Source organism: Falsiroseomonas oryzae, assembly GCF_027856955.1.
Lineage (GTDB): Bacteria > Pseudomonadota > Alphaproteobacteria > Acetobacterales > Acetobacteraceae > Falsiroseomonas > Falsiroseomonas oryzae.
The window spans coordinates 1-12,147 of record NZ_JAPSMD010000146.1 but is presented as its reverse complement, the minus strand read 5'-3'; the positions used below and the strand labels follow the sequence as shown (position 1 = coordinate 12,147).

Annotated in this window: 9 protein-coding genes; 6 read left to right on the top strand and 3 right to left on the bottom strand. The window is 72.7% G+C overall.

The window, feature by feature from the left end:
* Both OZN99_RS15325 and OZN99_RS15320 read right to left on the bottom strand, forming a co-directional pair.
* Positions 1–1,229 (bottom strand): hydantoinase/oxoprolinase family protein (locus tag OZN99_RS15325; protein ID WP_270936117.1); only part of this gene is annotated, 1,229 nt, incomplete at its 3' end.
* Positions 1,226–3,217, bottom strand: coding sequence for a hydantoinase B/oxoprolinase family protein (locus OZN99_RS15320; RefSeq protein WP_270936116.1), 1,992 nt, complete (start codon positions 3,215–3,217; stop codon positions 1,226–1,228). The genes OZN99_RS15320 and OZN99_RS15325, both read right to left, overlap by 4 nt.
* A gap of 97 nt (positions 3,218–3,314) precedes the next feature.
* On the opposite strand from OZN99_RS15320, the gene OZN99_RS15315 reads away from it, so the two are divergent.
* The 5 genes from OZN99_RS15315 to OZN99_RS15295 all read left to right on the top strand — a co-directional run bounded on the left by OZN99_RS15315 (position 3,315) and on the right by OZN99_RS15295 (position 9,460).
* On the top strand, positions 3,315–4,448 hold the full coding sequence (locus tag OZN99_RS15315) for a 2-aminoethylphosphonate--pyruvate transaminase (protein WP_270936115.1): 1,134 nt from the start codon (positions 3,315–3,317) through the stop codon (positions 4,446–4,448).
* Complete coding sequence (locus tag OZN99_RS15310; RefSeq protein WP_270936114.1) at positions 4,449–5,696, top strand: NAD(P)/FAD-dependent oxidoreductase; 1,248 nt, start codon at positions 4,449–4,451, stop codon at positions 5,694–5,696. It begins immediately after the preceding gene.
* 60 nt (positions 5,697–5,756) lie between these two features.
* Positions 5,757–7,325, top strand: coding sequence for an ABC transporter substrate-binding protein (locus OZN99_RS15305; protein ID WP_270936113.1), 1,569 nt, complete (start codon positions 5,757–5,759; stop codon positions 7,323–7,325).
* A 64-nt stretch (positions 7,326–7,389) separates the two neighbouring features.
* Positions 7,390–9,099, top strand: coding sequence for a gamma-glutamyltransferase family protein (locus tag OZN99_RS15300; RefSeq protein ID WP_270936112.1), 1,710 nt, complete (start codon positions 7,390–7,392; stop codon positions 9,097–9,099).
* 7 nt (positions 9,100–9,106) lie between these two features.
* The gene (locus OZN99_RS15295; RefSeq protein WP_270936111.1) at positions 9,107–9,460 is read left to right on the top strand and encodes a hypothetical protein; all 354 of its coding nucleotides are present in this window, start codon (positions 9,107–9,109) and stop codon (positions 9,458–9,460) included.
* 10 nt (positions 9,461–9,470) lie between these two features.
* Here OZN99_RS15295 and OZN99_RS15290 read toward each other — a convergent pair whose 3' ends face one another.
* Positions 9,471–10,265: a substrate-binding periplasmic protein gene (locus OZN99_RS15290; protein WP_270936110.1), complete on the bottom strand. Its 795-nt coding sequence runs from the start codon at positions 10,263–10,265 to the stop codon at positions 9,471–9,473.
* Between OZN99_RS15290 and OZN99_RS15285 the strand changes: the two genes are divergently transcribed.
* Positions 10,249–12,147: hybrid sensor histidine kinase/response regulator (locus tag OZN99_RS15285; protein ID WP_270936109.1), on the top strand; the 1,899-nt coding region annotated here is incomplete at its 3' end. The genes OZN99_RS15290 and OZN99_RS15285 overlap by 17 nt on opposite strands.

Below are 12,147 nucleotides of genomic sequence, written 5' to 3'. Positions count from 1 at the left end.
GCGTCGGCGCCGGTGAAGCCGAGCCGTTCCGCGATGGGCGCGAGCGCGCGCTCCGCGGCCTCGCGGTCCAGCCGCATGCGGCCGCCCAGGAAGTTCGCGGGATCGAGGAAGCCGCAGGCGAGGTAGCAATCCGTGACCGTCGGCTCCGTGCCGCCGCGGCCGTAGCAGACCGGCCCTGGCGCCGCGCCGGCGCTGCGGGGCCCCACCTTCAGCACGCCCTGCGGATCCACCCAGACGATGGAGCCGCCGCCGGCGCCTATCGCCGAGACGTTCACCACCGGCATCACCAGCGGCAGCCCGCCCACCGTGGTGCGCGTGGTGTATTCCGGCTCGCCCGAGCGGGTCAGCGCGATGTCGCTGCTGGTGCCGCCCATGTCGAGCGTGATCAGGCGCTGGTGCGGCGTGCGATCCGCCGCGCGGGCCGCGGCGACGACGCCGGAGGCGGGGCCGGACAGCACCGTCTCGATCGGCCGCGCGCTCGCGGTGCGCAGCGCGACGGTGCCGCCGTTGGACGCCGTGATGGTGATGGGTGCGCGCAGGCCGCGCGCCGCCAGCCTGTCCTGCAGGCGCGCGAAGTAGCGCTGCATCAGCGGCGCGATGAAGCCGTTGAGCACGGCGACCAGCGTGCGTTCGTACTCCCGCATCTCCGGCCAGATGGCGGCCGAGGCGGAGACCGGCACGCCGGGCAGCCGCGCGGCGAGCTCCGCGGCCACCTCCGCCTCCAGCGCGGGGTGCAGGTAGCTGTGCAGCAGCATGACCGCCACGGTGACGACGCCGGCGCTGCGCAGGGCGGCCGCGACGCGATCGTAGTCGGCAGGCGTCGGCCGCATCAGCACGGTGCCGTCCACCGTGATGCGCGCCGGGATCTCGAAGGCCAGGTCGCGGGGGACCAGGTCCTCCTCCCGCGTCAGGTGGAAATCCACCGAGTTCGGCATGCGGCAACGCGCGATCTCCAGCACGTCGCGGTTGCCGGGAGAGGTGACCAGGCCGATGGGGCCGCCGCGGCGCTGGATGATCGCATTCAGGCCGAGCGTGGTGCCGTGCACCAGCAGCCCGATGTCGCCCATGCCGAGCCCCGCCTTGGCCACCAGCGCGACCAGGCCGGCTTCGACCGCCGCGGAGGGATCGTCCGGCGTGCTGGGTTCCTTGTGGAAGACCAGGCCCCGCGGGCCGGCCAGCACGAAATCGGTGAAGGTGCCGCCGACGTCGATGCCCACGCGCGCGCTCACTTGAGCAGTTCCGCGAAGGCGGCCTCGAAGCGGGCGCGGGCGGCGGCGGGATCGGCCAGCACCTCGACCAGCGGGCGGTGGCCGGCGCGCGGCATGTCGGGCACCGTCGCCTCCATGACGCGGCGGCGCAGCTTCTGGCGCTGTCGCTTCGGCCGCGCATAGAGCGCCTGGTTCAGGCGCCGCTGGGCCTCGTCGGTGAACACCGCCTCATAGGCCTCGCGCTCCTCGCCGAAGTCGAAGCCGTGCGGGTCGCGCGGAGGGCGGGCAGCGCGAAGGGCGGCAGTGGCCGGCTCGTCCACCGCGCCGTCCCGGATCGCCACGCCGTAGTCGCGCGCCGCGGAGGCCGCGCCGACCAGGCCGAGGCGCACATCCTTCAGCACCGCTGCGGGATCGCGCCGGAAGGGGTCGCCGTAGCCGCCGGCGCCGGGTGTCAGGATGGTGACGACGTCGCCCGCCTCCACCTCCAGCAGGTCGATCTTGCCGATCACCTGCTCTTTCGGCGTGCCGCGGTTCAGGATGACGCGGAAGGGCTGGCCGGGCCGCCCGCCCATCGCACCCCAGGGCGGGAAACGGCAGCGTTCCATGCCGCGGGCGAGCACCGTGCAGCCGTCGCGCAGCACCTCGAAGCTGAATTCCAGCCCGCAGCCGCCGCGCCACTGCCCCGGCCCGCCGCTGTCGGCGCGCACGGCGTAGCTGCGCACCAGCACGGGCGCCGCGGCCTCGATGCTCTCGATCGGATTGTTGGCGAGGTTGGAGGTGCCGCTGTCGCGCGCATCCACGCCGTCATGGCCGAGGCGCGCGCCCATGCCGCCGATCATCGGCTCCAGAACCACCACGTTGCGGTCGCCCTGCGCGGTCTCCTCCTCGGCCAGCACCACGGGGGTGGAGACGCCGCCGGAGGCCGCGGCCATCAGCGTGGGGTCGCCCTTCAGCAGCGCGCCGGTGACCATGTCGAAGATGCGCCGCCCGCCCGGCTGGCGCACGCCCACCGCGGCCGGCGGCTCCGCATTCACCACGGAACCAGCGCGTGCCCTCGCGGTGATGCAGCGATAGACGCCGGCGTTCATCGGGATGCTGGGATCATGCGTGGCGACGCAGCCGATGATCCGTGCGGTGAACCAGGCGTGCCGGCGGCCCATCGTCGGGATGTTGTAGGCGGTGGCGACCTGCGGGTCGGTGCCGTCGAAGTCCAGCTCGATCTCCTCGCCGCGCTTGCGCAGCGTCAGGCGGATGCGCACCGGGAAGGTGGTGACCATGTCGTCGTCGAGGTAATCCCAGAACTCGTACTCGCCGTCCGGGATGCGGGCGAGCACGGCGCGCGCCTTGCGGTCGGCGTAGTCCTGCAGCGCTTCCTGCGCTTCGATGAAGGTCTCCACCCCATGCGCGGCGATCATCTCCGCCACGCGAAGGCCCCCCACATGCAGCGCTGCGAGCTCCGCGCGGATGTCGCCCATGTTCTGGTCGGGCGTGCGGACGTTGGCGCGGTAGAGCGCGACCACGTCCGGGTTCAGCTCGCCCCGCCGGACCAGCTTCATCGGCGGGATCATCAGCCCTTCCTGGAACAGGTCCGTGTTGGAAGGCGAGATGGAGCTAGGGACGCGCCCGCCGATGTCGGCCGAATGCACGAAGCACCAGCCATAGGCCACGATCCGACCCTCGTGGAAGTAGGGCTTCACCAGGTGCAGGTCGGGCAGGTGGGTGGCCAGTGCCTCGGAGGCGAAAGGGTGGTTGGTGATGATGACGTCGCCCGGTTCCAGGTCGGGCACGGCGCGGATCGTCGCGCTGCAGTCCAGGTCGAGGAAGTGGCTGACGCCGATGGTGCGCGGATAGCCGAAGAACCGCCCGTCCAGCCCGACCAGCGCGGTGCCGAAATCGGACGCCTCCTTCACGTAGAGGGTGCGGCCGGTGCGCTGCAACGTGAAGCCCATGCCCTCGGCCGCCGCGGTCACCTTGCGGCCGAGCACTTCGAGCGTGACGGGATCCAGCATGGCGGCAGTCTGGCGCGGCCACGCCGTCGCTGTCCATCCGGCCCTTGAAGGCCGCGCCGCGCGTGGCAGGATGCCAGAGGCATCGGGAGCGCGGGCGATGGACGAGGAACGGGTGGAAGACGAGCCGCTGATGCTCACCCCGGGTCCGGCGACGCTCTCCATGCGCGTCAAGCGGGCGATGCTGCACGACTATGCCTCCGGCGAGGAGAAGATGCTCGCCACCATCGCCTGGTGCCGGCAGTACCTGCTCGACCTCTGCAACGGCCATGGCAGCCACACGGCGGTGCCGCTGGTCGGCAGTGGGACGTCGGGCACGGAAGCCGCGATCGGCACCTTCGTGCCGGAGAACGGCAAGCTGCTGATCCACACCAACGGCGTCTATGGCGACCGGCTGGTGGAGGTGGCCCGCAAGATCCGCACGCCCCATGCCAGCTTCCGCACCGCGCCCTACACCCCGCCCACCGCGGAGCAGTTCGCAGCAGCGCTGCAGGCCGACCCCGCCATCACGCATGTGATGGTGGTGCATTGCGAGACCTCGACCGGGATCCTGAACCCGATCGAGGAGATCGCCGAGGTCTGCAAGCGGATGGGCAAGGGCCTGCTGATCGATGCGGTGGCGAGCTTCGGCGCCTTCGAGCTGGATGCGAAGCGGCTGGCCTTCGATGCCGTGGTGTGCTCGGCCAACAAGGGCCTGCAGGCGCCGCCGGGGCTCGCCTGGGTCGTCGCCAAGAAGTCCGCACTGGAGGAGGCCAAGGGCAATGCGCACAGCCTGACGCTGGACCTCTGGGACCAGAACCAGCACATGGAGCGGACAGGCATGTTCCGCTTCACCCCGGCTACCCACCTGCTGCTCGGCATGGCGGAGGCGCTGCGCGAGCACCGAGACGAAGGCGGGCTGCACGCCCGGCAGGCCCGCTACCGGCGCAGCTGGCGGCGCCTGGTGGACGGGATGCGGCAGATGGGCTTCCGCACGCTGCTGGACGATGCGGTCGCGTCCCCCATCGTCGCCACCTTCCACGACCCGCCGGACCCGAACTACTCCTTCAGGAAGCTGTACGACGGCATGAAGCAGCGCGGCTTCATCATCTTTCCCGGCCGGCTCGCGGCGGCCAACACCTTCCGCATCGCCTGCATCGGCATCGTGACGGAGCACGACATCGGCCGCGCGCTTGACGCGCTGGCCGATACGCTGCGCGAGATGGGTGTCACCCAGATGGGACGGACGGACTAGGTGGCACGCAACGTCCTGGTCATCGGCGCCGGCATCGTCGGCCTGGCGCTCGCCTTCCGCCTTCGGCAGGAGGGCGCGGAGGTCGCCATCGTCGATCCCGAACCGCCCGGCGAGGGTGGCGCCAGCTTCGGCAATGCGGGCGCGATCAGCTCCAGCTCCGTCGCGCCGCTCGCCATGCCGGGCACGCTGAAGCAGGTGCCGCGCATGCTGCTCGATCCCGCGGCGCCGCTGCATGTGCCGGCCAGCTACTGGCTGCGCGCCGCGCCCTGGCTGCTCCGCTTCGTCGCCTCCGCCCGGCCGGATTCGGTGGCGCGCGCCGCCGCCGCGATCGACGCGCTGCAGCGCCTGGCGACGGAGCAGCACCTGGAGCTGGCGCGCGAGATCGGCGCGCCGGAGCTGATCCAGCCCCGCGGCAACCTCTACCTCTACCGCGGCGCGGAGCAGGTGAAGAAGGACCAGGCCGCCTGGGACCTGCGGCGCGACTACGGCGCGCGGGTGGAGGTGCTGGACCGCGCCGGGATCACGGGATTGGAGCCGGAGGTCGGCCCCGCCTACCAGGTCGGCGTCTTCCTGCCGGACCACGCGCATTGCGCCTCGCCCCATCGCTACGCGCAGGCGGTGGCGGAGGCGTTCCGCCGTGCTGGCGGCGAGGTGCGGCGTGACCGCATCCGCGCGCTGACCCTGGCCGATGGCCGCGTGACCGGCGCGCAGGGCGAGGCGCGGCAGCATCCGGCGGACGAGGTCGTCGTCGCCGCCGGCGCCTGGTCCGCGCGGCTGCTGGCGCCGCTCGGCTACCGCATCCCGCTGGAGACGCAGCGCGGCTACCACGTGAACCTGCCGGGCGCCGGCATCGCGATCAGTCGCCCCGTGGTGCCGGCCGACCGCAAGGTGTTCATCACGCCGATGGAAGGCGGGCTGCGCGTGGCCGGCACGGTGGAGTTCGGCGGTCTGGAGCGGCCGCCGAACGAGGCGCGGGCGAAGCTGCTCTACGGCGACCTCGCGGCGGTGTTTCCGCAGGCGCGGACGGAGGGCGCCGAGGGATTCTGGATGGGCCATCGGCCCTGCCTGCCGGATTCCGTGCCGGTGGTCGGGCCCTCGCAACGGCTGCAGGGGCTGTGGTTCGCCTTCGGGCATGGCCATCTCGGCCTGACGGGGTCCGCCCCCACGGCGCGGATGCTGGCCCCGGCCATCCTGGGCAAGCCGACCAACCACGACTTCGCGCCCTACGCGGCGGAGCGCTTCGGCTGACGCGTTGACAGGGCGGCGGCCCCGCCGAACTCTGGGCGGGACCGGGACGGAGGATCGCAGATGCGGGGATGGAAGGCGGCCCTGGCGGCCATCGGCGTCGCATGGTGCGGCGGCGCCTCCGCCCAGACGCTGACCATGGGCGTGCAGGCCAGCTTCGGCATCGACCCGCATTTCATCTTCCTCGGCCCCAACATGGCCGCGGCGCGGCACGTCTTCGACACGCTGGTGGATCGCGACGCCGAAAGCCGCTGGACGCCCGGCCTGACGCAGAGCTGGACGCCGATCCAGCCGCAGGTCTGGGAGTTCCGCCTGCGCCAGGGCGTTACCTTCCAGGACGGCACGCCCTTCACGGCGGATGACGTCGTCTTCTCCTTCGAGCGCATCCCGAACATCCCGGGCAATCCCGGCCCCTACACGCCCAACCTGCGCGGCATCACGCGGGTGGAGGTGGTGGATGCGCATACGCTGCGCCTGCACACCGCCTCCCCCAACCCGGTGCTGCCGGGGCAGATGACGAATGTGTTCATCGTCTCCCGCCGCGCTGCGGAGGGTGCCGCGCCGTCCGACTTCGCCTCCGGCCGCGCGGCCATCGGCACCGGCCCCTTCCGGCTGGAGCAGTTCCGCGGCTCCGACGGGATGAGCGTCACGCGCTACGACAACTACTGGGGACAGCGGCCGGAGTGGCAGCGGGTGAACATCCGCGTCATCCCGAACGACGCCGCGCGCATGGCCGCGCTGCTGGCCGGCGACGTGGACCTGATCGAGGAGGTGCCGACCGGGGACGTGCAGCGGCTGCAGGCCTCGGGCCGTGTCTCGGTGTTCCGGCAGTCCTCGGACCGCGTGATCTTCCTGCTGCCGCATGTCGGCGCGGAGCGCCTGCCGCTGATCACCGACGCCGAGGGCCGGCCGCTGGACCACAACCCGTTCCGCGACATCCGCGTGCGGGAGGCGCTGAGCCTCGCCGTGAACCGCGCCGCACTGGTCGAGCGCGCGATGGACGGCGCCGCCATCGCCACCGGCCAGCTGGTGCCGGAAGGTTTCGGCGGCTGGGATCCCGGCATTCCGGTGCCACCCAACGATCCCGCCCGCGCCCGCCGGCTCCTGGCGGAGGCCGGCTACCCGAACGGCTTCGGCTTCACGCTCGCCTGCCCGAACAACCGCTACGTGAACGATGCCCGCGTCTGCCAGGCGCTCGGCCAGATGTTCACGCGTGCCGGCTTCCACGCCCGCATCGAGACCCAGCCGGGCAGCGTGTATTTCGCGCGCACCGCGGTGGGACGGAACGACGTGCCGCTGGTGTTCTTCGGCCAGTCCTCCTCCTCCACGCGGGACGCGACGCATGTGCTGAGCCTGGCCATGCACAGCCAGCAGCTGGCGCGCGGCCTGGGCCAGTCCAACCGCGGCGCCTTCAGCGACCCGAACCTGGACAGCCTGATCCAGGCCGCCGCCTTCCGCATGGAAGGCGACCGGGAGGCGGCGCTGCGCACCGCGATGCGGGAAGCGATGCGGCTGCATGCCGGGATCCCGCTCTACACCCAGATGGTCATCGCCGCCGCGCGCACCGGCATCGTCTACACGCCGCGGCTGGACGAGCAGACCGTGGCCATTCACGCGCGGAGGACGAACTGATGCACGCTTGCGATGACCGCAGGGCGCCGCCGCGCCAGCGGCGAGCACCGGAGGTCTGAATCGCATGCGCAAATACGCCACCGGCCGGCCCACCATCAGCGGCACGCGCCACGCGATCAGCGCCGGCCACTACCTCGCCGCCGGCGCCGGCTTCGCCATCCTGGAAGCCGGCGGCAACGCGGTGGATGCAGGCTGCGCCGCGGGGCTCGCGCTCGGCGTGCTGCAGCCCGACCTCGTCTCGGTCGCGGGCGTCGCACCGATCATGATCCGGCTGGCCGATGGCCGGACGGAAACCATCGCCGGCCTCGGCCACTGGCCCGCCAGCCTGCCGCCCGACGTCTTCATGCGCGAGCATGGCGGGCAGATGCCGCCGGGCGTGCGGCGGATGGTGGTGCCCGCCGCGCCGGATGCCTGGATCCAGGCGCTGGAGCGGCACGGCACGATGAGCTTCGGCGACATCGCCGCCGCCGCCATCCGCTTCGCGGGCGAAGGCTTCGCCACCTACGACCTGCTGGCCGAGAGCATCGCCGCGCATGAGGCGGAGTACCGCACCTGGCCGCAGAACGCCGCGATCTTCCTGCCGGGGGGGCGCGCGCCAAGTATCGGCGAGAAGTTCGTCCAGGCCGACCTGGCGCGCAGCCTGTCCTACATGGTGGCGGAGGAGCGGAAGGCGGCCGGCAAGGGACGTGCGGCCGGCCTCGCCGCCGCGCACGCCGCCTTCTACCGCGGCGACCTGGCCCGCGAGATCACGCGATTCGTCGCGCAGGAAGGCGGGTTCCTGTCCATGCAGGACCTCGCTGACTACCGCTCCCGCATCGAGCCGGTGGTGGCGCGGCGCTGGCGCGGACATGAGGTGATGGTCTGCGGCCCCTGGTGCCAGGGGCCCGCCCTGCTGGAAGCGCTGCTGATCGCCGAGCGCCTCGGCCTGGACGGGCTCGCGCACAACTCGGCCGACTACCTGCATGTCATCACGGAGGCGCTGAAGGGCGCGCTCGCGGATCGCGAATACCACTTCACCGATCCCGCCTTCGGCCATGTGCCGGTGGAGGAGCTGCTCTCCCCCGCGCATGTCGCGGCGCGCGCGGCGGCGGTGGACATGGCGCGCGCGCATCCCGGCCTGCCGGAACCGATCCTCGGCCGCGGCACGGCCCTGCCCGCGGAGACGCGCGCGGCGCTTCCGAAGGTGGAGGCCGACACCTCCTACGTCGCGGTGGTGGACCGCTGGGGCAATGCCTTCAGCGCCACCCCCTCCGACGGGTCGTGGAACGTGCCGGTCGTGCCGGGCACCGGCCTCGTCGTCTCGGGCCGCGGCTCGCAGAGCCGGCCGGACCCGGCGCATCCCTCCGGCGTCGCACCGGGCAAGCGGCCGCGGCTGACGCCGAACCCGGCCATGGTCGTCACGCGCGACGGCGGGCTCATGCCCTTCGGCACGCCGGGCGGCGACGTGCAAATCCAGGCGATGCTGCAGGTAATGCTGAACATCCTGCATTTCGGCATGGAGGTGCAGGAAGCGATCGAGGCGCCGCGCGTCGCCAGCTATTCCTTCCCCTCCTCCTTCGCGCCCTACGAGTATTTCCCGGGGCGCCTGGCGGTGGAATCGCGCATCCCCGAAGCCGTGCGGGACGAGCTCGCGGCACGCGGGCACGAGGTGAAGCCGTGGCCCGGCACCACCTGGCTCGCCGGCAGCGTGGAGGTGGTACTGAGCGACCCGGCCAGCGGCCTGAACCACGCCGGCGCCGATCCGCGCCGGCCCGCCTACGCGATGGCGGGGTGACCCCAGGATGACGACGACACCCGCGATCGTCGCGCTGGTCGCCACGCTGGCGCTCGGCGTGGCGGTCGGCCTGATGTATCTGCAGCGCGCCCGCCGCGGCCGGCTGAAGACGCTCCACCTGGCGCTGGCGCTCGGCGCGACCGCGCTGGTGGTGACGGCCATCCTGCTGCCGCCAGCCGCCCGCGCCGGCGGGCCGCCCGGCTTCGTGCCGCTGCTGCTGCTCGGCGCCTCGACGGCGGCAGGCTACTTCGGACCGCGCATCGCGAAGTCCCGCCGCAGCGCGGAGCTGTTCCTGGCCGCGCACATCGTGCTGGGGATCGCGGGCTTCTTCGTGTTCCTCGCCTGGGCGAAGACCGCCTGACCGTCCGCGCTCACCGCATCACGATGGGCGAGAGGCCGTGGCGCTCCGCGGCGCGGGCCAGGGTGCCATCGGCGCGGATCGCCTCCACGAAGCCGTTCACCGCAGCCAGCCAGCCCGGATCGCCCTTCGCCACGGCATAGGCGTAGCGCGTCTCCCCGAAGCGGCCGGGCGGGGCGACGATGCGCATCCAGTCGTGCATCAGCATCATGCGCCGCGTGTAGGGGAAGTCCGACATGAAGACGTCCACGCGCCCGGCCTGCAGCTCCGCCTCCCGCGTGCGGGGCGCCGCGACGACGTCGAGCGTCGCGTGGCGCAGGGTCCCGCGCATCAGCGGCTCCATGAAGGTGCCGGCGGCCACCGCCACCGTGTTGCCGGGCTGGTCGATATCCTCCCACCGGGCGATGATGCGGTTGTCGCGGGTGGTCACGGCATAGACCACGCTGCTCAGGTAGGGCTGGCTGAACTCCACCCGCGCCGCGCGCTGCGGCGTGATGCCGACGCCGAACATCGCGACGTCGCAACTGCCCTGCTCCAGGCGGTCCATGAAGTCGCGGAAGGTGGTCTCCACGAAGGCCAGGCTCACCCCGAGCCGGCGCGCGAAGTCCCGCGCCAGGTCGATGTCGATGCCCTCCAGCTCGCCGTTGCGGGGATTGCGGTAACTGATCGCAAAGTAGTCGGGCCATATGCAGGCCCGCAGCTCGCCCCGTGCCTGCACCGCCGCCAGCCGATCCTGCGCCGGTGCGGGCGCCGCCCACAGCACGGCGGCGGCTGCCACGACCACGGCCGGAATGAACGAGGACAGCACAGCCGCACAGCGCCCCGTCGCCGCACGCGCCAGGCCCGCCCGGCCGTCCGGCGCACTGGCGCCGGGACTGGCGCTGGGCATTCCCCTCCTGGTCGCGTTCGGCATCATCACCTGGCTCCTCGGCTCGCAAAGCTTCCACGACGCGGCGCAGGAATCCCGCCGCGTCGTCAGCGGCGTGGCCACGGGCCTGACGGACCAGCTCAGCCGCGCGCTCGACGCGACCGACATCGTGCTGCTGGACATCACCGGCCGCGCCGCGGCCGAGGGTGTGCCATGGGACAGTGAACGCATTGCTCAACGGCTGCGGGAGCTGCCCCAGGTTCGCGCGCTGCTGGTGACCGACGTGCTCGGCCGCGTCACCCATGCCACCGTGCCCGGCCTTGTGGGCCGCGACCTGGTGGGGCGGCCCTGGCTCTACGGGCTCTCCGCCGGCGGCCCGCGCCTGGCGGTCGGCACGCCGGAGGCCGGGCGCTTCGTGGCGGAGCCGGGCCGCAGCGTGGCGGAGACGCGGCGCTGGACGGTGCCGCTGGCGCGGCCGATCGTCGCGCCGGGTGGCGGCTTCCGTGGCGCAGCGGTCGCGCTGCTCAACCCGGACTACCTGACCGGCATCGGCCAGCGGGCCGCGCAATCCTTCGGCGTCGTCGTCCGGTTCCACGATTTCGAGGGCACGCTGCTCGCCACCTCGGACGGCACGCCCGACGGGATCGGCGCGCGCAACCCGGAGGCCTGGCTGTTCCGCGATTTCCTGCCGCGCATCGAGCACGGCGTGCAGGAAGGCCCGGACAGCGCCGGGGCGCCGGCGATCTCCGCCTTCGCGGTGACCGCGTCCGGCCCCATCGTGGTGGAGGTCGCGCAGCCCAGGCAGGTGGCCTTCGCGGTGGCGCGCCGGCAGGCCTGGATGCTCGGGCTCGGCATCGGTGCGGTGGCGGCGGCCACCCTGCTGGCGCTCGCCATCCTGCTGCGCCAGGCCGCGACGCTACGCCGCCAGGGCGCGCAGCTGGCCGAGAGCGAGGCCGCCGCACGCGCCGGGATCCGCATCAAGGACGAGTTCGTGGCGGCGATGAGCCACGAGATCCGCACCCCGATGAACGGGCTGATCGGCATGGCCGGGCTGCTGCTCGACACGCGGCTCGATCCCCTCCAGCGCCGCTACGCGGAAACCATGCAGAACTCGGCCGAGCATCTGCTCACCGTGCTGAACGACGTGCTCGACTTCTCCAAGCTCGAGGCCGGCGCGGTGCAGCGGGAAGCGATCCCCTTCGAGCTCGAAGCGGAGGCGGCGAAGATCCTGGAGCTGTTCGCCCCACGGGCGGCGGAACGCGGCGTGGAACTGGTGTTCTCGGTGGCGCCGGACACGCCGGCGCGCGTGGTCGGCGATCCCGCGCGCTTCCGTCAGATCCTGTTCAACCTGGTCGGCAATGCGGTGAAGTTCACGGAGGCCGGCTGGATCGAACTGGCGCTCGCCGCCGAGCCCGACCCACGGGGCTGGCGGCTGTTCGGCGCGGTGCTGGACACCGGCCAGGGCATCGACCCCGCCCGGATCCCGATGCTCTTCGAACGCTTCACCCAGGCCGATTCCTCGATCGGCCGGCGCTATGGCGGCACCGGGCTGGGCCTGGCGATCTGCCGCCGCCTGGTGGAGGACATGGGCGGCAGCATCGGCGCCGCGCCGCGTCCGGGCGGCGGCAGCGAGTTCCGCTTCTCGATCCGCCTCGGCCGAGCGTCGCGCGACGTGGAGGAGGCGCCGTCGCCGCTTGCGGCCCGCCGGGCGCTGGTGGTGAGCGGCTTCGCCCCCGGCCGCGAGATCCTGCAACGCCAGTTGCGCGCGCTGGGCGCAGACGCCGTGACGGCGCCCGATGCGGCCGCGGCGACCGCCGCGCTG